The sequence below is a fragment of the Acidisoma sp. 7E03 genome, assembly GCF_054665075.1.
In genome coordinates this window covers 262748-281800 of sequence record NZ_BAAFHE010000005.1, presented here as the reverse complement: position 1 = coordinate 281800, position 19053 = coordinate 262748, and the positions used below count along the sequence as shown (strand labels likewise).

Below are 19053 nucleotides of genomic sequence, written 5' to 3'. Positions count from 1 at the left end.
GCCCCGCTTCAGTGCTGCGGCCGGTTGAGGCCGAAATAGGCATCCATGACCTGCGCCCGCGTCAGCACCTCCGCCCGGCCGGAGAGGGCCACGCGCCCCTCGAGCATGCAGACGACGTCGCTCGCCGCGGACAGGGCACGCCGCAGATCCTGCTCCACGAGAATGATGGTGGTGCCGGCGGCCTTCAGCTTCGGAAACACCTCGTAGGCCCCGTCTACCGCGACGGGCGAGAGACCCAGGGAAAACTCGTCGAGCAGAAGAAGAGAGGGGTTGGTCATCAAGGCGCGAGCGATCGCCACCGCCTGCTGCTGCCCGCCCGAGAGTTGCCCGGCCGGACGGCCGAGATGGGGTTTGAGCTGCGGGAGAGCGTCCAGCACGCTGTCGTAGGTCCAGATGCCGGGGCGGCCGCGCGCCAGCAGCAGCGTGTCCCTCACGGTCATGCTGGGGAAGAGCCGCCGGCCTTCCGGCACCAGAGCGATGCCCTGGCGCACGCGGCGATGCGCTGCCGTGGTGGTGATGTCATCGCCTCGGTAGAGGATGCGCCCGCCGGCAGGACGATGCGTGCCGGCGATGCTGCGCAACAGCGTCGTCTTCCCGGCGCCGTTCGCGCCGACGATGGCGAGCACCGCGCCCGTCTCGAGCGACAGGGACAGCTGATGCACTGCGACCAGCAGGCCGTGGCAGGCGCGCAAATCCTCGATCGCAAGCAGACTCATACGACCTCCGACCCCAGATAGGCGCTGATCACCACCGGATCACGCAGCACCGCCTGCGGCTCGCCTTCGGCGATGATGCTGCCCGCATCCATGCACACGAGCCGGCTGACGACGCGCACCAGGATGTGCACGATGTGTTCGATCCAGATGATGGCGATGCCGCGCCCGCGCAACGCCAGTATGACATCGACGAGTTCCAGGGCCTCGCCATCGGTGAGACCGCCACCAATCTCGTCCAGCAGCAGCAGAGAGGGACCGGTCGCGACCGCCCGGGCCATTTCCAGGCGCTTGCGTTCTAGCAGGCCCAGGGTCGCCGCACGCCGGTTCGCCTGCGGCAGCATGCCGCACAGCCGCAGCGAGTCCACCACCCGGTCATAGGCCTCGCCCTGGGCGAAGCCGCCTCCCTGCGTTGCCGCCGCCAGCAGATTCTCGAACACCGTCATGCCTCCGAAGGGGCGTGGCACTTGGTGAGACCGGCCGATGCCATGGCGGCACCGCCAGGCGGAGTCGGTATGGCCGATCGTCTGGCCGCGCAGCATGATGGTGCCTTCATCCGCCGCAACCGCGCCCGAGAGCAAGTTGAGCAGGCTCGTCTTGCCGGCGCCATTGGGGCCGACGATGCCGAGCGCTTCATCGGCCGCCAGACGCAGGTCGACCGCGTTGACGACGGTCAGCGCGCCATAGCGCTTGGTGAGGCCACGGGCCGAGAGCAGCGTGTCACCTGCAGGAGACAGAGACGGCGCCATCACAGGTTGTACGGCAGGAGCTTGGCCTGGATCGGAACGGCCGGATCCTCGCTATGCTCGAACGTCACATAGTCCAGCCTATAAGGTCCGGACTTGGCCTTGATCCACTGCGAGCCGATCAGGTTTGTCGTTGCAACGTTCGGCACCGGGCCGTGGGCGAAGTCGACCTTGCCCATGATCGTGTCGGCCTGCAGGCCGCCGAGGGCGTGCGCGATGCCCGCCTTGTCATGCGGGTTGCCGGCCTTGTGCAGCGCCGCCACCATGACGTCGAAGAGCGCGAGGGAGGGGCCGAGTTGCTGCTGCCATTGCCGCCCCGTCGCCTTCTCGTAGGCCGCCGCAAGCTGGGCGGAGCTGAGACCTGTCACCGGCGAACCATAGGGGAAGACGGGCAACCAATAGGCGCCGGCATTGATGCGATAGGCCAGGCGGCCGAGCGCTTCCATCTGCGACGGAAAGAGGCCGGTCTTCGCCACGGTCACGATCTTCATCTGCCGCGTCAGTCCTTGCTGCGCTGCCTGGCGCCAGAAGGTGGTGAAATCGGGCGGAATGGGAAAGGTGCAGAACAGCTCGCAGCCGGCGCGCTTGAAGGTCGCGATCTGCGCGGAATAATCCGTGGTACCGTCCTGATAGCCGCCGGGGTCGATCGGTGTGAAGCCGGCCTTCTCCAACGCCGGCAGCAAGCTGTGGCGCAGCGCATTGCCATCCGCATCGTTGGGGCACATCACCGCCACGCGCTTGTTGTTGGCAACCGCATTGGTCCAGGTCGAAATATAGAGACGCGCGAACTGCTCCACACCGAAGCAAAAATGATAGGTCCACTTGAAAGGCGAAGGCTGGCCCGGCTTCGCCCCGCGGCCGAAATACCAGGCTTCCCACGGGACGATGGTGGAGATGCAAGGCACGCCCGCCGCTTCACACACGTCGGAAACGGGGTTCACCACCTCCGGTGTCGAGGTGGTCAGCATCAGATCGATCTGCTGGCCGTTGATGAGGTCCTTGGCCAACTGCCCGGCCCGCGCAGGGTCGGACTGCGTGTCCCGGTCAAGGATGGTGACCGCGTAGGTTGTGCCGCCAATCTGCAGGCCCTTGGCGAAGGCGCCGCGCACGAGCTGAAGAATGAAGGGATCTCCCTCCCCGAAGCCGGCCAGCGGGCCGGTGCGCGGGCTGATGAAGCCGATGCGGATGGTCTGGGCCGCTTCCGCATGGGCCGTCGTTCGGAAGGCCGGCAAGGCGAGGCCTGCAGCTCCAGCGAGCAGGATGCGCCGCGGCACTGAAGACGGTATCGTGGTCATGGACATCTCCCTTTCAGGGACAGCGTTGGACGTCAGACGCGGCGCGACGTGCGGAGAGGCGGCGCGGTTGCCGCCGCGCTGGTGCGGTCGATATCCATCTGTCCTCCTTGTCTGGCGCCTCTGCCGGGCGCTTTTTTCCGCGATAAGCCTGCTGCCCGCGGGTCGGCAAGCGGAATGTGCGTTATTTGAAATTTGGTCGAATATCGCACAATTCGCAACTGTGTCAGAAGACGTGGACGAAGCGCAGGACGAGATGAAAGCCGCTCGTGGTGTTTACTTCCTTCACCGGCAGGTAGAAGTTGAAAAAGCCGATGTTGTTCTTGTCGAATGCATAGGCCGCCCCGGCGCCGAGCGAGAGATTTTCGACCTCTCCGCCGCTCTGTGTCACGCCGTCCACTTGGTTGCTGGTGAACTGCTTGAAGTAATAGCCGTTGAGGCCGGCATTGAACTTGGGGAAGAACTCGTACGAGGCGGTGAAGTTGATCCATCCGGCATCCCCCGCCTGGGTAGTGGTGCCAAGCGGCAGCGGAAAGCTGGAAGCCGGATCGTTATTGACGAAGTTGTGCAGATAGTTGAAGCGCGCAGATATTTCGGTTTTTGCCGTCGGCAGGACCGTCATCGTCCAATAGGGCGAGATGGACCAGTAACCGGAACTCGGGTTGATGTCCTTCGACGGATTATAGGAACCGGTCGGCGAGATCACGTCGAATTCGAAACGATGAGCAAAGATCGGCCGACCGTTGTGCATGATGGGGGGAAAGGCGATGAAGGGGCCCCAGGTGAGGTCGCCCACGCCGGTGCCCGTATTTGCCTGCAACTTCGCCGGGCTGTCATTCACGAAGGAGGCGTTGAGATCGGTGAAGGGCTGCAGCGCCGTGAGGCCGAGAACACCACCGAAGAGATGATAGGGCGAGACGTAAATCAGCTGGTTGAGTGAGACTGTGCTGGAAATGCTGGTCCCTTTGAACGCCGGCACGGGCTCGCCATTCGCGCCGTTGATGGCGTTGAAGTGGAAATACTGGAAGTATTGCTCGTAGATGAAGCCCGGCTTGTACGTACCGAGACCATCGAAGAAGCTGGTCCCACCCAAGTTGATTCCATTGGGTTCATTGACCGAGACCGTGTGTGCTTCCGCGGCGCTCCCCCAGGGACCAAAAAGAGAAAGGCCGGCGGCGGCGCAGGCAATAAGAACCCCTTTACTAGGCTTCATGCGACGTTCCTTCGCAGCCTGTGGCGGCTGTCTTGTGTGCGGCGGGAAATCCGAGCCGACGGTTTATCCACCGTCTTGATGATATGAGATATACTATATCATATAGGTTCGCAAGACGGTCGGTGATGGTCCGAGCGGCGATTTGCGGCAGAGATGGCGAAGGACCCGCCGACACACGCAAAAGATCCTTGCTGCGCGCCGATCCAACGAAAACCGCTCCGTTTCGGCACCGGGGGGGGTCTGGCCGCCGCAAACGAAATGGACGCTTGGCGCGCGCCGGCCTAAGGTTGAAACGAAACAAGTCTCGCGCCGATGAGCGGCGGCGCGACATGGGGAAACGGGACGGTGACGTGGTGAAACTTGTCTTGGACGGTCTCTCGAATGCCGCCTACTGGCGGCTTTTCTGCAAGGCGAGCGCGCACGGGCGCAGCGTAGGCGAAGAGATCGTCGCAGGCTTGAACGCCGAAAGCGTGGAGGTTCCACCGGATGCCGACGCACGTCTGGCGGCTGCCCGCCGCATCCGCCAGCTCATCGCCGCACGTTCGGAGGCATCATGATCGTCGTCTCCACCGATGTGGTCGCCGCCCTCTACGTGCCGGGCGCATTCACCGACGCGGCCGAAGCGGTGCTGACGCGCGATCCGCATTGGGCCTCGCCCATGCTGTGGCGGACCCTGCTGCCGCACCACGCCTCGGACCTTCTGGCCCAGGGCCGCGCCACGCCAGACATCGTTCGCCAGATGGTGGCGGAAGCCGAGTTGTTGTTCCGCAGTCGCGAATTTCCTGCGCCACTCCAGGATAACACGGAGATCATCCTCACTTCGCCCTGCTCGGCCTTCATGGCGCCCTTCCTCTGCCTCGCCCGGGGCCTCGCGGTCCCGCTCGTCACGCTCGACCAGACCGCGATCCGCGCCTTTCCGGAAACGGCGATATCGCCCGTGGATTTCGCCGCCGGGCGCTTGCCGCAGCCCGCAGTCTCGGCCTGAGCGGCGGAGACGATCATGGCTCTTGCGTCCGATCTGCTCGACCCCGATCTTCGCGCGCGCGTGCCGCATGTATCCGCGGCCATCATCCGCTCCGGCACCAGCCGCCTGCTCATTCTCCGGCAGGAGGAAATTCCGACGGGCCGGGCCCGTGCCGCTCTGATTCTCGACTTGCTCGCGACCTCCACGGCGAATGACGGGGTCGGTGGCGCGCACTACCAGTCCAACAAGGTTGCGGTGATCGCCCCCGGCCACGGCGACTATGCTGTTGAGTTCCAGTTCTACCAGGTGATTCCTCAGACGAAGAAACTCTTTGCCCGCATGGAATGCTCCAACGCAGCCTCTGCCTCGGGTCTCGCCGCCGTGCTGTTCGGTCTCGTGCCGGCGCGCGTCGACACGGCGATCCCTTGCATCAACCACGCCACCGGCCAGTCCGTCGAGGTCGTGCCGCCGGCAGAGTCGTTCTGGGATGGAGGCTGGGAGGTGCGCTTCACCCGCCTGCACCATCTCTGGCATCGCATGGCGCAGAAGTCCCAACCCTTCGCGCTGGAGGTCGAGGGCGTCGCCGTCACCGGCGATCTGGTCCAACACGGCAACGTCTTCGTCTTCGTGCGCCTGCCGCCGCAGGCGGCAACGCCCGGTCTCGTCACGGCGCTCAACGCCCGCGGACAGGAGTACGGCCAGTCCATCGGCCATCCGGAAACCCTGCCGAAGGTCATCTTCTACAGCGCCCGCCCACCCGAGGCCGGTATCGCCGCCTATGACGTGACCTGCTTCTCCGAAGGCCAGCAGCATCACTCCTTGCCGGGCTCTGCTGCGATGGCGCTCGGCGCTTTTCTCACGGCGAAGGGCGCCGTGCCGCTGCCGCCCGATCTGCCGCACGCGACGACGCGCTTTGCCTTATTTCATCCCTCGGGCAGCTTCGCAGCCAAGGTGCATCTCGTGCGCGGTCCGTCGCATTGGGAGATCACGGCGACGAGCTTCGTGACACCGGTGCGCCTGCTCATGCTCGGCGCGCTCATTCCCCCGCGCCCGGCGCATCATTCCTGAGGCGAGCCCAAAGCCATGTGCGCAATCGTCGGCCTCTTCACCCCTCAGGCGATGGATGTCGCCGAACTGCGCCGTCTCGCCCAGGGCATGCAGACCGCCCATCACTTTCGCGGGCCGGATGGCGATGGGGTCTGGGCCAATGAGCATGTCGCGATCGGCTCCGTCAGGCTCGCCGTGGTCGGCGACCGGCGGCTCGGCCTGCAGCCCTTGCGGGACCGCTGGGGCGGCCATCTCGTCTTCAACGGCGAGATCTACGAAGCCGAGCAGATTCTCCACGCCTTAGGCGAGCGTTTCCATCCGGAGGATTCGGATGGCGTCGCCCTTGAAGCGCTGCTCGGCCTGAAGGGGCCGGAGGCGCTGCGCGGCGTGCGCGGCTTCTTCGCCGCCGCGCGCTACGAGCCGAAGGATGGCAGCCTCACCCTGGTGCGGGATAGCTGGGGCGAAAAGCCGCTCTACCTCATGCGCTGGCGCGGCGGCTGGGCCTTCGCCTCCACCATCGCGGCGCTCGCCACGCTGCAGCCGGGCTTGCGCATCCGCGCTGCCGCGCCGCACGAATACCTCGTCTACAAAAGCGTCGGCGGCCTGCAGACCTCCTTCGAGGGGATCGAGCAACTGGCCCCCGGCGCCTGGATGAAGATTCATGCCGATGGCTCGGTCAGCCACGGGCGCTATGCCGCCTGGCCGGAAGCCTGCGCCGGCACGGCCACGGCGGAGGAGGTCCGGCAGGCGCTGGATGCCGCCATCGCGGCCCGCGCCACCGATCATTTTCCGAATGCCGTCCTGCTGAGTGGCGGCGCCGATTCCAGCATCGTCGCCGCCTCCTTCGCGCGGCAGCGGCCGGATCTGCCGATGCGGACCTTTTCCATCGGCTATGACGTGCCGGGCAGCGAGGACGAAACCGGCTACGCCCGCCGCATGGCAGAACATCTCGGCGTCGCGCATGAAATCGTGCCGCTGCATGCCGCCCAGCTGCCGGATCTGTTCCGGGACGCCGCGCGGCTGACGGAAGACCCTATCGCCGATCCGGTGACGCTGCCCACCCTGCTGCTGGCGCGCCGGGTCGCGCAGACCACCAAGGTGGCGCTGAGCGGTGACGGATCGGACGAATTCTGGGGCGGCTATGCGCGGTTCGACGACGTGCCTGCCTCCCTCGACGATTATCTGCGGCGCACCATGGTCTTCCAGCCGGAGGAGCTGGGGCTGGCCGAAGCCCCCGCCAGCTATCTGCACGGCATCACCTTGCCACTAGAAGGGCTTGACCCGCTGGACCGTGTTTTGCGGCTGGAAGCGGCCAACCGCCTGCGCAACTACCACCTCATGCGGACCGACAAGCTCGGCATGGGCGCGGCCCTCGAAATCCGGGCGCCGTTCCTGGACGCGCAGGTCACGGCGCTGGCGCAGGGGCTGCCCGCCACACTCAAGCGCCCCGGCGGCCGGCCGAAGGGCCTGCTGCTCGATGCCTATGCGGAGGACCTGCCCGACTGGCTGGTGCATCGCCGCAAGCAGCCCTTCACCATGCCTATCCTCCAATGGCTGACTGGAGATTTACGGAGCTATGCGCGGGACAGCCTGACCGCCGCCACGAGTTGGACGCGCGGCTTCGTCGATACCGCGGCCTATCTCGACAGGCTGGATCAGGCACCGACCGTGGAAACGGCGAGCCGCATCTGGAGTCTCTTGCAGTTGGAGGCGTGGCACGATGTCTGGAGCGCATGATTGGTTCGCGGCAGACCGCGCGGGCTTCATCGCGGCGCTGTTCAAAGCCGGTGTCGTCGACACGCATTATCACGTCGGGCCGGAGCTGATCGACCGCCGCTATGACGTCTCGACCCTCGCGGAGGCGGCGCGTGCCCACAACATGACGCTGGTTCTGAAGAACCACACCTATCCCACGACGCCGCTCGCCGCCCTCGCCCGCAGCCGGTTCGGCGCGCGCTGCCTCGGCAGCGTCGTGCTCAATCGCTTCGTCGGCGGCTTGAACCCGGATGCCGTGCGGGGCGCAGCCTCCGGCAATCGCGGCCAGGTCGACGGGATGAGCCAGGACCCCACCTTCGTCGTCTACATGCCGACGGTTCATGCCGCCGCGCATCTGCGCGTGCTCGGCCATGCCTTCGATCAGCGCTGGTCCTGCGGGCATGATGCGCAAGCCCATATCGGCACCGCCGTCTCCGAACCCGTGCATGTCTTCGACGACGCGCTGCGGCCTCTGCCTGCGCTCGATGCGGTGCTGGAAGCCATCGCCGAAACGGGTGCTACCCTCGCCACCGGGCATCTCGCCGCAGACGAGATCATGCAGCTCGTGCCCCGTGCGCTCGCCGCCGGCGTGCGCGCCGTGCTTCTCACCCATCCGCATTATCCCTCCGTCGCCCTCACCGACGATCAGCTCATCCAGCTCTCGGCCGACAGCCGCGTCTTCATCGAGCATTGCTTTGCCATCCACACCATCGAAGACGTGCCGCTCGATCATTTCGCGCGGTCGATCATCGCGACCGGGCCTAGGCAATGCGTGCTGTCCACGGATTTCGGGCAGATCCATTCCGATCCCATCCCCGAAGGGACCATCCGCTTCGTCACGGAGATGGCCGCTCTTCTGGAAGGCGCCATGAGCCGCACGGAGTTTGCCGACATGCTGACGACGAACGGCGCCCGTGCCCTGGGCCTGACTGCGCAGGAGCCTGCATGAAGCCGATCATCTCCAAACCCGGAGAAGGCCCCGTCTTCACCTTCGAGCCGGCGAGCCTCGTCCGGTTCAAGGTCACGTATGAGGAGACGGGCGGCACCTTCGAAGTCTTCGAGCGGGAGCTGCCGCCGCAGACGCTCGGCGCCGATGCGCATCTCCATGCCACGACGACGGAAAGCCTCTATGTGATCGAGGGACGCGCGACCATTCTCTGCGGCGAGAGCTGGGCGGAGTATGATGCGGGCACGATGATCGTCGTCCCACCCCACACGCCGCATGGCTTCCTGAACGATTCCGACGCGGCGGTGAGACTCCTCATCAGCTTCGTGCCGGCCTTGGGTCACGAGACCTTCTTCGCCGAATTGGCGCGCCTGAAGCGTGGGCCAACCGAGAGCTTTGCGCGAGACCTCGCCGCCGTGCGGCAGCGCTTCGATACGCAGAGCGTCACCGGGTGCGATTACGTCTTCCGCGCGCGGCGGGCGCCCGGCGCCGCATGACGCCGTCGGCGCCGGTTCCCAGCCGCGGTGATCTGTTCCGCACCTTCCTGCTCATCGGCGCCATGGGGTTCGGCGGCGTTCTACCCTGGGCCCGCTACATGATGGTGGTGCGGCGCCGCTGGATGGACGAGGCGGCCTTTACCGAACTGCTGGCGCTCGGCCAGTTTTTTCCAGGTCCGAACGTCGCCAATTGCGGCGTCATCTACGGGCGCCGCATCCATGGCCCCATGGGGTCCGTGCTCGCCGTCTGTGGCCTCTACTGCGTGCCGATGCTCGTCACCCTCGCCGCCGGCCTGCTCATCGGCCGCTACTGGCAAAATCCTGCGGTGCAGCAGGTGTTCGGCGCCGTAATGCCGGCGGCCTCCGGCCTCGTCCTCGGGACCGCGCTCAGGCTCACCAAGAGCCTGCCGCGCCGCCTCGGCCCTTTCGCGGTGCTTGCCCTCACCTTCGGCTTGATGGCGCTGCTTCACTGGCCGCTGTGGCTGGTTCTTCTGCTCTGCATCCCCTTCAGCTTCCTGGTCAGCCAGGAAAAGCGGCCGCGGCGTGTTGCTTGATCTGCTTCGCATTCTCGGACACTGCGCGCTGTGGTCCGTCTTGTCGATCGGCGGCAACACGGTGGCGCTGAGCGACATCGAGCGCTACGCCGTCGCGACGGTGCACTGGCTGACCGGCGCGCAATTCGTCGCCTTCTTCGCACTCTCCCAGGCGCTGCCAGGGCCGAACGGCATGGCCCTGGTCCTCATCGGGCAGCAGGCGGCGGGGCTGCCCGGCGCCGTCACCGCCCTCGTCGCCAAGCTGGTGCCGACGTCGCTGATGGCCTATTCCGGTGCCGCCTGGTACGAGCGCAGCCAGGATCGGCCCTGGGTGCAGCGCCTGCGCGTGGCGCTCCCGCCGGTCACCGTCGGGCTGCTGCTTGCTGCAACCTTCACCCTGGCGATGAATGTCGACGTGAAGACCTCACGCATCTTGCTCACGGCGGTCGCGGCCTTCATCGTCTACCGCTACCGGTCGAACCCGATCTGGATCATCGCGGCAAGCGCGGGCCTCGGGCTGGCGAGCGTTCTCACCCATGGCGGCTGGTTCTGACACAGCCGCCCGTAGAGGGTTCGGCCAATCATTCTCCTGCACTGCGGAGGCCGGCGGTTATTCGTCGAAAACCGCCACCGCGCGCGTCCAGCCGGCGGAGGCCGCCTTGAGCTTCACCGGAAAACAGATCACCTCGAAGCCGGTGGCCGGCAGCTGTTCCAGCCCGTGCAGCTTCTCGAGATGGCAATAGCCGATGTCGCGCCCCGCCTTGTGGCCCTCCCAAATCAGCCGCGCATCCCCGCTCTCGGCGAAACGGCGGGCGGTGTAGGCAAAGGGCGCGTCCCAGCTCCAGGCATCGGTCCCGGCGACGCGCACGCCGCGCTCCAGCAGGTAGAGCGTGGCCTCACGCCCTATGCCGCAGCCTTTCAGGAGATAATCCGGGCTGCCATAGGCCGCGCCCGCCGCGGTGTTGACGAGGACGATATCCAAGGGCTGCAGATGATGGCCGATGCGATCCAACTCGGCCGCCACATCCGCCGCCGTCGCCACGGCGCCGTCCGGCAGATGGCGGAAATCGAGCTTCACGCCAGGCCGGTAGCACCAGTCGAGCGGAATAGCATCGATGGTGGCCGCCGGCTTTCCGCCATCCATCGTCGGATGATAATGCCAGGGCGCATCGAGATGCGTGCCGTTATGGCTGGTCACGCTCAAGCGCTCGGCCGCCCAGCCGGCGCCGTCGGGCAGATCGGCGCGGCTTAGACCCGGGAAGAAGGAGAGCATCTCCTGCGCCCCTTCCTCATGATCGGAATAGGTGATGGAGGGGCGCAACGGCGGCGGATCGGCCGGCGTTTCATTGTCGATGGCGACGGAGAGGTCGATGAAGCGACGGGCCATGCCTAGGCTCCCGTGCTGTGGATGACACGCTGATCGATCACCCCGAAGAGGCTCTGGCCGGCCTCGTCGAAACACTCCATCCGCACGCGCTCGCCAAAGGTCATGAACGGCGTCCGCGCCTCGCCCTGCGCCGTCATTTCCAGTGCCCGCCGCTCGGCGATGCAACTGGAGCCCACGGCCGCAGCGTCCTCGTTGGACACGGTGCCCGAGCCGATCAGCGTGCCGGCCGGCAGATCGCGCGTGCGCGCGGCATGCGCGATCAGTTCGTGAAAGCCATAGGCCATGGCACCGCCATGGGCGCGGCCGAAGATCCCGCCACGGAAGGTGACGGTCAGCGGCCGCTGCACGCGGCCCTCGGCCCAGGCAGAGCCGAGGGCAGCCGGCGTCACGGCCAGCGGCGCCGCGCTGCAGGCCGGCTTAGCCTGCACCCAGCCGAAGCCCGTCTTCATCTCGCGCGGAGCGATCCGGCGCAGAGACCAGTCATTGACGAGGATGACGAGCCGAATGGCCTTCATCGCGGCCTCCGGGGTTGCACCCATGGGCACCGGCCCGGTGATGACGGCGAATTCCCCCTCGAAATCGATGCCGTCTTCGGCGGAGGGCAGGGGCACATCCTCCTGCGGCCCCAGGAACCGATGCGACATGCCTTGATACATCAAGGGTGGATCGGTCTCCACCGGCGGCAGGCCGAAGGCCTGTTGCATCAGCTGGCCGTGGAAGGGAAAGGCGGAGGCATCGAGCCACTGCCAGGCGCGCGGCAGCGGGGCACGAAAGGGCGCGCGGTCCACCGCCATGCTGCCCGCCGCGCGGCCGGCTTCTAGCGCGGCCGCCAGCGCCTGCAGCGCAGGCACCGCCTCATCCCATGTCTCGAGCGCCGCCTGCAGCGTCGGTGCGATCGTGCGGGCCGAGACCGCCCGGCTGCCATCCGCCGTCACCACGTGCAGCGCCCCATCGGGCGTGCTGTCATCGAAAGTCGCGAGCTTCATGACGCGGCTCCGCCAGCGCCGAGGCCGAAGCTTTCGGCAACCCAATCGGCGATGAAGTCCCGCCCAAAGGCCATGTTGTCAGCGCCGACATGCTCCACGCCGCCCTCGCGCTCGGTGAAGACCTTCATCTCCCGCTTCGGGCTGTTGACCAGCGCCTCAAAGGTGCGGGTCGCGAACTCCAAGGGGATCTGACGGTCCTTCTGGCCGTGGGTGACGAGGAAGGGCACGCGCACACGATCCAGAATGCCATCGAGCGTCGTCTTCGCCGCGATCTGCATGAAGCTCTCCATGTCCGGCGCGCCCCAGACCCAGCGGACATGCTCCCAGTAGTGCGGCACTGGCCGATCGCCTTCGCGGGCCAGGCGGCGACGCTGGATCTCGCCCCAGTCATGATTGCCGCCCCAGACGGCGCCGAGCGCGAAGCGCGGTTCGAAGGCGACGGCCCGCGGCGTGTAATAGCCGCCGAGCGAGATGCCACAGAGGCCGATGCGTCTGGCATCCACATCCGACCGAGTTTCGAGGTAATCGACGACGCGGGAGGCCCATCGCTCCGTGTCGTAGACCGCGGTCAACCCGAAGCGGCGCAGCGCTTCGCCGCTGCCCGGCTGGTCGATATGCAGGGTGGAGACACCGCGCCGCGCCAGTTCGTGGCCAAGGCGCGTCCAGTAGAGCATCTCCTTGCTGCTATCGAGGCCGTTGATGAAGACGAGGCACGGCGCTGGACCCTCGGCCCCCTCCGCGCGGGTGAACAGCCCGGGAATGATGCCACTTTCATAGGGGATTTCGATGCGCTGGCAATTCTGCCGGCCAAGCGCGATGCCGCGCAGGAAGGCGCTCTGCCCCGCTTCGAAAGCCTGACGACGCGGCTCGTAGCCATGGGCCTGCATCCGTTCCGCGATCTGATAGTAGAGCGCGGCGCGGTTGAGCTTGGTGCCGGCACTCAAGGGGCGCCCCTGCGCCACATCCTCCTCCGCAAGCGCCACCAACGTTTCCGCCTTGGCGATCCAGCGGGTGAAGAATTCGGCCGTGCCCGCGTCTTCGCCGCGCGCCGCGGCATCGCGCAAGGGGCGACACATCTCGTCGATCTCGCCGATCTGGGCCCCCGATTCCATCGCGATGCAGATGGAGAGGTTCCAGACGTAGTTATGCGTGAAGTATTCGAACATCGGGGTCAGCCTCTCAGATATCGGCGCGGAGCGTCGCTTCGGCCTGGGCTACGAGCTGGCCGAGGCGCTGCGGAGATGCATCGGTCTGCTGCATGCGGCCGATTTCGACGGATTTTTCGACGACGGTGCGGCAGCGCTCCCAACGCCGGGCGCTGAAGGCCGCGAAGCCTGCGCCAATGTCCGCCGCCCGGCGCAGTTCCTCCGCAAGGACGAGTGCGTCTTCGAGGGCCATGCCGGCGCCCGAGGCAAGATGCGGTGTCGTCGCATGGGCGGCGTCGCCGATCAGCAGCACGCGGCCCCTGTGCCAGGGGGCCGGCAACAGAAAGGACTCGAGCGGGCGGACGAGCAGGCTCGGATTGCTGGCGGCCGCGTCCCTGATCTCGCCGAGCATACCGCCGAAGGGCCGCATGATCTCCTGCAGCCGCGGCACCAGCTGGTCCTGTTCGAGGCGCGCCTTGGCCGCCCGCGGCTCGAGCAACCACATATACATCAGGCTCGGCGAACAGGGCATGAGACCCGCGGAAACCGGTCCGGCCATGAAAAACCAGGGCTGCACATGGTCGGCGCGGCGCGGCGCCGTCAGGCGCCAGCAATACTGGCCGGTGTATTGCGGGGCCGACGCTTCGGGAAAGATGATGCGCCGCACGCGCGACATCAGACCGTCGGCCCCGATGACCGCTTGATAGGTCCCCGCACTGCCATCGGAGAAGCCCACGCGGAGGGTGCCTTTTGCCGCTTCCTCGATCGTCACGACGGAGAGGCCGAGCCGAATCACGGTGCCCGATTGCTCGGTGTGCCGCTGCAGCACCCGATGCAGGTCAGGACGCATCACCCCGCCATTTTGGGGCAGACCGGGTTCGATCGGCGCACCGGGAACCTCGCCGATGACATCGCCCGCGGGGGTGTGCAGCCGGATGGGAGCATTGCCGGCAAAACCCACGGCAAGCACCTCCTCCAACAGCCCAAGCCGCTGCAGCGCGCGAAATGTCGGCCCGGTGATGCTGATGCCGGCGCCGTAGACGCCCCATTGCGGATCGAGTTCGACCAGCTCCACGGCAAAGCCCAGGCGCCGAAGCAGAATGGCCGTCGCCATACCGCCGACACCGCCGCCCACCACGAGGACTGGGCCACCGGTATCGTAGTGAAGACGCGCGCTGTGCCTGTCCGGCGCTGCACCGGCTGCATCGGTCGAAGAGATCATAGGCGTTCCACCCTGGCTTCTTATTGCCTTGGGTGGAAAGGTGGCGCGGGTGCGACCTTTAGGGAAATGGATTGTTCTGATCTTAATCCATCAACCTTGTTTATGATCCTTCCCGCTCGGCATCTCCACTGCCAGTGCCGTCACCTGGCTTCTGAGCCAGTGCATGCCGGGGTCCTCCGTCCGCGTGCGATGCCACTGCATCGCCTGTTCGAGAAGAGGAATGGGAAAGGGATTGGGCGCGATCGCCAGAGGCAGCGTCGCTGCCTGGAGCCGCGCCAGACGTTCATGCATCAGAGCCAGGCGCTGCGTGCCGACGAGCAGCGGCCCGACCAGCGTGAAGGATGGCACAACCAATTCGACGGTGCGCCGGGCATTCAACTTGTCAACCTCGAGCTGGGCGAAGGCAACCGTCGCAGCACCAATTTCCACACCGATCTGGCCGTAGGAACAGAAAACGTCCTGCGTCATCGGCGCCTTGAAGGCCGGATGCTCCCGCCAGCCGACGACGACGTGCCGCTCCACCATCAACAGCTCCGATGGATGGTTCTCGAGCAGATATTGGCGCGGCGTGATGACGAGATCGATCTCGCCGCGGCCAAGCTTTTCGACCGAAGCCGGCCCTGTATTGATGATGGTGATGTGGATATGCGGCGCCACCGCGGCCAGCTTGCGTACTAGCGGCACTAGAAGGACCATGGCGATGTAATCCGACGCTGCAATGCGAAAGCTGCGCTCGCTCGTCGCCGGGTCGAAGCTCGCAGACATGCCGAGAGTCTGGTCCAGGCGCTGCAGCATGTCGCTGATCTCGACATGCAGCCGCTCGGCATAGGGCGTGGGCACCATCCGCTTACCGACGGCACGCAGGATATCGTCATCCAGATAGTCCCGCAGCCGGCTCAGCGCCGCGCTCATGGCGGGCTGACTGAGATGCAGACGCTCCGCCGCCAACGTCACGCTGCGTTCCCGCACCAGGCAATCGAAAGCGACGAGAAGATTCAGATCGAGTCCCTTAAAGCGCATAGCCCCCATCCATCCACCGCATTAATGCAGTTCGATCATAACTAACGATTTTGTCGATGGATGGAAGCGTGTTCTTATCCCCACCTCGATACAACGAAAAAATCAATAAGCGGGGAGTTCTGATGCGGTCCAAGTATGGGCTTTATCTGCTGTGTTCTGTCGCGGCGATCGGCTTTTCTTCCTCGGCCAAAGCACTCGAAAACGGTGTCTCCAACTATCCGCCTGGGTCGGTCGGGACGAACTTCGCCGAATTTCCACCGATTCCGGGAATATTCGTTCTGAATCAGACCAACTATAGCAGTGCCAACGCGCTGTACGACAACAATGGCAACAAGAATAACGCCATTCCCTACAAGCAAAACGTCTATTCGGACACGGTCCGCCTGCTCGTCAACTATCCCGGTCACTTGCCGGACGGGCTGTCTCTGCATTCGCAGCTCGTCTTCCCCATCGTCTCGCTGCATGACGAGATCTTCGGACAGAAGACCGACACCACCGGCCTTTCCAACATCACCATCACGCCGCTGATCGCCGAATGGAATCCGCGGCCGCATGTCTATGCGACCCTCGGCTTCGATTTCATCCTGCCCAATGGGCCCTTCAGCACCACCTCCCCCAGCGTCTCCACCGGCTATGCCACCTATTCCCCCGTGCTCGCGCTTCGCTACGACCAGCCGAACGGGCCGGATATCGGTGCCGCGCAACGTCTTCTCCTCAACGCGGAGAACACCAACGACAACTACAAGTCGGGCAACGCCTATGAGGCCGATTTCTTCGCGGGCTGGAATTTCGGTCCCTGGAAGGTCGGCGCCGTCGGCGGTTTCCTCGACCAGTACAGCAATGACACGAACGCGGCCGGCACGGTGCAGCCGGATGGCAACCGCACCGAGACGTTCGGCATCGGCCCCTCCGTCACCTACCAGGGCCTGCTCTTCGGCAAGATTCCGATCAACGTCAACTTGAACTTCCAGGCCGGCGTCTATGCGCAGAACACCGCGAAGCCGAACAACGTCTGGCTCAACATCGGCTTCCCACTCTACGTCGTGCCGCCCGTTCCCCGGCAGCAGAGCTGAAGGATTGCATGATGCATCAGCACGAGAGCGCCGCGGTGGGATGGCGGCAAAGTGTCATTCTGCTGACAGGCTCCTGCCTGCCCGTCCTCGGCGCCGTGTTGCTCGGGCCCGTACTGCCGGACATTCAGCGCCACTTCCATGCGACACCCGGCGTCGCGATCCTGACCCCGCTTACGCTGACGCTGCCGGCCTTGATGATCGGGCTTTTTTCCTTCGCCGCCGGCGCCATGATCGATCGCTTCGGCCGGCGGGGGCCGCTGCTCGTCGCACTGCTCCTCTATGGTCTCTTCGGCTGCGCACCGCTCTTGCTCGATGACCTGCATGCAATCCTCGCCACCCGTGGCGTGCTCGGCGTCATGGAAGCGGTGATCATGACGACCTGCACCACCTTGATCGGAGACTATTTCGCCGCCGGCCGCAGGCGCCGCCTCCTGGCGCTCCAAGGCGGCATCGCCTCCTTCTCCGCGACCGTCTTTTTCGCCATCGGCGGCGCGCTCGGCGAATTTGGCTGGCGCACGCCCTTCTGGCTCTATGCCAGCGCCATCGTCATGCTGCCGCTGTGCTGGCGGCTGCTGCCCGAACCGACGTTGGCCCCTGCCACCGCACGGGTCGACGCCAAGGCGCTCGGTGCTGCTGAGCCCATGAGAACTCCCTGGGGCGTGCTGCTCACCGCCTATCCCTTCGCCCTCGTCACCGGTATCGCGCTGCTGATGATCCCGGTCCAAGCGGGCTACCTGTTCAACCAGATGGGTGTCACCTCACCCGCGGTGATCGGCCTCACCTCGGCGGCCAATCAGGGTGCGGTCTGCATCGGCGCGCTCCTCACGCGGCGCTTTCTGGCAGCTGGCTTCGGCAAGATCTTCTTCATCGGTTTCGCGACAGCAGGACTCGGTCTCGTTCTGGTTGCGCAAGTGCAGACCCCGCACGGCCTGATTGCGGGCGGCGTGATCAACGGCTTCGGCTGCGGCGTGCTGCTGGTCGGGCTGTTGACCTGGACGCTGGAAAATCTCCCCGTTGCCGTGCGCGGACGTGGCACCGGCGGCTTTCAGGCCTGCATCTTCCTCGGTGAATTTCTCAGCCCGCTCGTCGTCTTCGCCCTGCGCGGCCTTGGGTTCGGCTTGGCGCCGACGCTCGGCGTCTGCGGCCTCGTCATGCTTCTGCTGACCCTCTTCGCCATCGCGGCACCGATGGTCTCCGTGCGGTCCACCGCCGCCTCAAGCCCGCACGCTCACTAAGGGATATCTGTCATGAACATCATCGGACCGGACGCCCTGTTCTTCGGCGTGGACGACATCGAAGGATGCACGCGCTATCTGCTCGATTTCGGCCTGCAACAGGAAGAGGCCGCCGACGGCCGGCCCTTCTTCACTGCGCTGGACGGTACTGGCATCATCCTCAGCCGCAAGGACGATCGGCGCCTGCCCCCGCCCCTCGCCTCCGGAAATCTTCTCCGCCAAACCGTCTACGGCGTCGCTGATGAAGCAACGCTCGCCGCCATCGAAACCGAACTCGCGCGGGACCGGAGGGTGGAACGGATGCCCGACGGCTCCATCGAAGCGACCGACGATCTCGGCTTCGCCCTCGCCTTCAGGGTCACCACGCGCCGCAGCCTCAGCATGCCGGCCGAGAAGATCAACGCGCCCGGCGCGCCCGCGCAGCGGCTGCCGAACGAACTCGGCGTCCGCCCGGATGCGGACCCCAAGCCCCGTACCCTCTCCCACGTCGTCTATTTTGTGCCCGATCTCGCCCGCGCCCAGGGCTTCTATGCCGAGCGGCTCGGCTTCCGGGTGACGGATACGCTGCTGGGCGCAGGCCCCTTCCTGCGCCCCGGCGGCAACCCAGACCACCACACGCTCTTCTTCATCCAGACACCGCCCTACATGCAGGGCTGCGAACATCTCGCCTTCCACATGGGCGGCCCGAGCGAGCTGATGCTGGCGGGCTACCGATTCACCGAAGCGGGCTACCAGTCCTTCTGGGGGCCGGGCCGGCACAAATTCGGCTCCAACTGGTTCTGGTATTTCAACAGCCCGTTTGGCTGCCATTTCGAATATGACGCCGATATGGACCAGCATGACGAGGCCTGGGAGCCGCGCGAAGCGCCCTTCTCGCCCGAGGCAAGCCAGGTCTTCCTGTTCCAGTATCGCGAGAAGTGGATGCCGGGCGGCGGCCCGCCGCCGGGCGCTGCCCGGTGAAGGGCGCGCTCTGCCATCTCGATGATCTGCCGGATGGCGGGGCCAAGGGCTTCGGCAGCTTCTTCATCGTCCGCCGGGGCGGCGCGGTCTTCGGCTATGAAGACCGCTGCCCGCATTACGGTGACACGCCGCTCGCCTGGCGGAAGGATGCCTATATGAGCGGGGACGGCGCCCATATCGCCTGCCACGCCCATGGCGCCCTCTTCGCGATCGAGACCGGGGAATGCCTTGCCGGCCCCTGCCTCGGCCGGCAGCTGCCTGCCGTCCGTCTCCATCTGCGCGCGGATGGCTGGATCTTTCGCGAAGCGTGAAGGGCGAA

21 protein-coding genes are annotated in these 19053 nt (G+C 65.8%); 12 read left to right on the top strand and 9 right to left on the bottom strand.

The annotated features are described in order from the left end of the window. Nucleotides 1–8: 8 nt before the first annotated feature. The 4 genes from ACYQ6W_RS10215 to ACYQ6W_RS10200 all read right to left on the bottom strand — a co-directional run bounded on the left by ACYQ6W_RS10215 (nt 9) and on the right by ACYQ6W_RS10200 (nt 3844). Nucleotides 9–716, bottom strand: coding sequence for an ABC transporter ATP-binding protein (locus tag ACYQ6W_RS10215; RefSeq protein WP_459675132.1), 708 nt, complete (start codon nt 714–716; stop codon nt 9–11). After that, nucleotides 713–1462 carry an ABC transporter ATP-binding protein gene (locus ACYQ6W_RS10210; RefSeq protein ID WP_459675131.1) on the bottom strand — a complete coding sequence of 250 codons (750 nt, stop codon included), beginning with the start codon at nt 1460–1462 and terminating at the stop codon, nt 713–715. Before ACYQ6W_RS10210 ends, ACYQ6W_RS10215 begins: the two co-directional genes overlap by 4 nt. Next, the gene (locus ACYQ6W_RS10205; RefSeq protein WP_459675130.1) at nt 1462–2754 is read right to left on the bottom strand and encodes an ABC transporter substrate-binding protein; all 1293 of its coding nucleotides are present in this window, start codon (nt 2752–2754) and stop codon (nt 1462–1464) included. The genes ACYQ6W_RS10210 and ACYQ6W_RS10205 overlap by 1 nt, the downstream gene beginning before the upstream one ends. A gap of 223 nt (nt 2755–2977) precedes the next feature. Beyond that, on the bottom strand, nt 2978–3844 hold the full coding sequence (locus ACYQ6W_RS10200; protein WP_459675129.1) for a SphA family protein: 867 nt from the start codon (nt 3842–3844) through the stop codon (nt 2978–2980). Between the two features lie 386 nt (nt 3845–4230). Between ACYQ6W_RS10200 and ACYQ6W_RS10195 the strand changes: the two genes are divergently transcribed. Genes ACYQ6W_RS10195 through ACYQ6W_RS10160 form a run of 8 tightly spaced genes read left to right on the top strand, consistent with a single transcriptional unit; the run spans nt 4231 to nt 10259 of the window. Further along, nucleotides 4231–4521, top strand: coding sequence for a hypothetical protein (locus ACYQ6W_RS10195; RefSeq protein WP_459675128.1), 291 nt, complete (start codon nt 4231–4233; stop codon nt 4519–4521). Beyond that, on the top strand, nt 4518–4949 hold the full coding sequence (locus ACYQ6W_RS10190) for a hypothetical protein (RefSeq protein ID WP_459675126.1): 432 nt from the start codon (nt 4518–4520) through the stop codon (nt 4947–4949). Before ACYQ6W_RS10195 ends, ACYQ6W_RS10190 begins: the two co-directional genes overlap by 4 nt. A 15-nt stretch (nt 4950–4964) precedes the next feature. Continuing rightward, complete coding sequence (locus ACYQ6W_RS10185) at nt 4965–5996, top strand: PrpF domain-containing protein (protein WP_459675125.1); 1032 nt, start codon at nt 4965–4967, stop codon at nt 5994–5996. Nucleotides 5997–6011: 15 nt separating this feature from the next. Then, nucleotides 6012–7712, top strand: a complete 1701-nt coding sequence (locus tag ACYQ6W_RS10180; protein WP_459675124.1) for an asparagine synthetase B family protein — start codon at nt 6012–6014, stop codon at nt 7710–7712. Next, nucleotides 7696–8679 (top strand): DUF6282 family protein, encoded by a 984-nt coding sequence (locus ACYQ6W_RS10175; RefSeq protein WP_459675123.1) that lies wholly within the window; start codon nt 7696–7698, stop codon nt 8677–8679. The genes ACYQ6W_RS10180 and ACYQ6W_RS10175 overlap by 17 nt, the downstream gene beginning before the upstream one ends. After that, entirely contained in the window at nt 8676–9173 is a 498-nt protein-coding gene (locus ACYQ6W_RS10170) for a cupin domain-containing protein (RefSeq protein WP_459675122.1), read from the top strand. Before ACYQ6W_RS10175 ends, ACYQ6W_RS10170 begins: the two co-directional genes overlap by 4 nt. Continuing rightward, nucleotides 9170–9727, top strand: coding sequence for a chromate transporter (locus ACYQ6W_RS10165; protein ID WP_459675121.1), 558 nt, complete (start codon nt 9170–9172; stop codon nt 9725–9727). The genes ACYQ6W_RS10170 and ACYQ6W_RS10165 overlap by 4 nt, the downstream gene beginning before the upstream one ends. Continuing rightward, the gene (locus tag ACYQ6W_RS10160) at nt 9717–10259 is read left to right on the top strand and encodes a chromate transporter (protein ID WP_459675120.1); all 543 of its coding nucleotides are present in this window, start codon (nt 9717–9719) and stop codon (nt 10257–10259) included. The genes ACYQ6W_RS10165 and ACYQ6W_RS10160 overlap by 11 nt, the downstream gene beginning before the upstream one ends. A 57-nt stretch (nt 10260–10316) precedes the next feature. Here the strand turns inward: ACYQ6W_RS10160 and ACYQ6W_RS10155 are convergent, their stop codons facing one another. From ACYQ6W_RS10155 to ACYQ6W_RS10135, 5 genes are all read right to left on the bottom strand, one after another. Then, the gene (locus ACYQ6W_RS10155) at nt 10317–11093 is read right to left on the bottom strand and encodes a cyclase family protein (RefSeq protein WP_459675119.1); all 777 of its coding nucleotides are present in this window, start codon (nt 11091–11093) and stop codon (nt 10317–10319) included. Between the two features lie 2 nt (nt 11094–11095). Further along, nucleotides 11096–12079: a fumarylacetoacetate hydrolase family protein gene (locus ACYQ6W_RS10150; protein WP_459675118.1), complete on the bottom strand. Its 984-nt coding sequence runs from the start codon at nt 12077–12079 to the stop codon at nt 11096–11098. Further along, nucleotides 12076–13245: an alpha/beta hydrolase family protein gene (locus ACYQ6W_RS10145; protein WP_459675117.1), complete on the bottom strand. Its 1170-nt coding sequence runs from the start codon at nt 13243–13245 to the stop codon at nt 12076–12078. The genes ACYQ6W_RS10150 and ACYQ6W_RS10145 overlap by 4 nt, the downstream gene beginning before the upstream one ends. A 13-nt stretch (nt 13246–13258) precedes the next feature. After that, nucleotides 13259–14446 carry an FAD-dependent monooxygenase gene (locus ACYQ6W_RS10140; protein WP_459675116.1) on the bottom strand — a complete coding sequence of 396 codons (1188 nt, stop codon included), beginning with the start codon at nt 14444–14446 and terminating at the stop codon, nt 13259–13261. 90 nt (nt 14447–14536) lie between these two features. Beyond that, nucleotides 14537–15466 (bottom strand): LysR family transcriptional regulator, encoded by a 930-nt coding sequence (locus ACYQ6W_RS10135; protein ID WP_459675115.1) that lies wholly within the window; start codon nt 15464–15466, stop codon nt 14537–14539. Nucleotides 15467–15588: 122 nt separating this feature from the next. Between ACYQ6W_RS10135 and ACYQ6W_RS10130 the strand changes: the two genes are divergently transcribed. Genes ACYQ6W_RS10130 through ACYQ6W_RS10115 form a run of 4 tightly spaced genes read left to right on the top strand, consistent with a single transcriptional unit; the run spans nt 15589 to nt 19045 of the window. Then, nucleotides 15589–16539, top strand: coding sequence for a SphA family protein (locus ACYQ6W_RS10130; protein ID WP_459675114.1), 951 nt, complete (start codon nt 15589–15591; stop codon nt 16537–16539). An 11-nt stretch (nt 16540–16550) separates the two neighbouring features. Next, the gene (locus tag ACYQ6W_RS10125) at nt 16551–17774 is read left to right on the top strand and encodes an MFS transporter (RefSeq protein WP_459675113.1); all 1224 of its coding nucleotides are present in this window, start codon (nt 16551–16553) and stop codon (nt 17772–17774) included. 12 nt (nt 17775–17786) lie between these two features. After that, nucleotides 17787–18734 carry a VOC family protein gene (locus ACYQ6W_RS10120; RefSeq protein WP_459675112.1) on the top strand — a complete coding sequence of 316 codons (948 nt, stop codon included), beginning with the start codon at nt 17787–17789 and terminating at the stop codon, nt 18732–18734. Further along, a complete protein-coding gene (locus ACYQ6W_RS10115; protein WP_459675111.1) occupies nt 18731–19045 on the top strand; it encodes a Rieske (2Fe-2S) protein in 315 nt (104 codons plus the stop codon). Before ACYQ6W_RS10120 ends, ACYQ6W_RS10115 begins: the two co-directional genes overlap by 4 nt. The last annotated feature ends 8 nt before the right edge of the window (nt 19046–19053 follow it).

What these genes read in the sequence shown, in the direction of transcription:
- ACYQ6W_RS10215 (WP_459675132.1), bottom strand. Translation starts at nt 716, where the DNA reads ATGAGTCTGCTTGCGATCGAGGATTTGCGCGCCTGCCACGGCCTGCTG.
- ACYQ6W_RS10210 (WP_459675131.1), bottom strand. Translation starts at nt 1,462, where the DNA reads ATGGCGCCGTCTCTGTCTCCTGCAGGTGACACGCTGCTCTCGGCCCGT.
- ACYQ6W_RS10205 (WP_459675130.1), bottom strand. Translation starts at nt 2,754, where the DNA reads ATGACCACGATACCGTCTTCAGTGCCGCGGCGCATCCTGCTCGCTGGA.
- ACYQ6W_RS10190 (WP_459675126.1), top strand. Translation starts at nt 4,518, where the DNA reads ATGATCGTCGTCTCCACCGATGTGGTCGCCGCCCTCTACGTGCCGGGC.
- ACYQ6W_RS10185 (WP_459675125.1), top strand. Translation starts at nt 4,965, where the DNA reads ATGGCTCTTGCGTCCGATCTGCTCGACCCCGATCTTCGCGCGCGCGTG.
- ACYQ6W_RS10180 (WP_459675124.1), top strand. Translation starts at nt 6,012, where the DNA reads ATGTGCGCAATCGTCGGCCTCTTCACCCCTCAGGCGATGGATGTCGCC.
- ACYQ6W_RS10175 (WP_459675123.1), top strand. Translation starts at nt 7,696, where the DNA reads ATGTCTGGAGCGCATGATTGGTTCGCGGCAGACCGCGCGGGCTTCATC.
- ACYQ6W_RS10170 (WP_459675122.1), top strand. Translation starts at nt 8,676, where the DNA reads ATGAAGCCGATCATCTCCAAACCCGGAGAAGGCCCCGTCTTCACCTTC.
- ACYQ6W_RS10165 (WP_459675121.1), top strand. Translation starts at nt 9,170, where the DNA reads ATGACGCCGTCGGCGCCGGTTCCCAGCCGCGGTGATCTGTTCCGCACC.
- ACYQ6W_RS10155 (WP_459675119.1), bottom strand. Translation starts at nt 11,093, where the DNA reads ATGGCCCGTCGCTTCATCGACCTCTCCGTCGCCATCGACAATGAAACG.
- ACYQ6W_RS10150 (WP_459675118.1), bottom strand. Translation starts at nt 12,079, where the DNA reads ATGAAGCTCGCGACTTTCGATGACAGCACGCCCGATGGGGCGCTGCAC.
- ACYQ6W_RS10145 (WP_459675117.1), bottom strand. Translation starts at nt 13,245, where the DNA reads ATGTTCGAATACTTCACGCATAACTACGTCTGGAACCTCTCCATCTGC.
- ACYQ6W_RS10140 (WP_459675116.1), bottom strand. Translation starts at nt 14,446, where the DNA reads ATGATCTCTTCGACCGATGCAGCCGGTGCAGCGCCGGACAGGCACAGC.
- ACYQ6W_RS10135 (WP_459675115.1), bottom strand. Translation starts at nt 15,466, where the DNA reads ATGCGCTTTAAGGGACTCGATCTGAATCTTCTCGTCGCTTTCGATTGC.
- ACYQ6W_RS10130 (WP_459675114.1), top strand. Translation starts at nt 15,589, where the DNA reads ATGCGGTCCAAGTATGGGCTTTATCTGCTGTGTTCTGTCGCGGCGATC.
- ACYQ6W_RS10125 (WP_459675113.1), top strand. Translation starts at nt 16,551, where the DNA reads ATGCATCAGCACGAGAGCGCCGCGGTGGGATGGCGGCAAAGTGTCATT.
- ACYQ6W_RS10120 (WP_459675112.1), top strand. Translation starts at nt 17,787, where the DNA reads ATGAACATCATCGGACCGGACGCCCTGTTCTTCGGCGTGGACGACATC.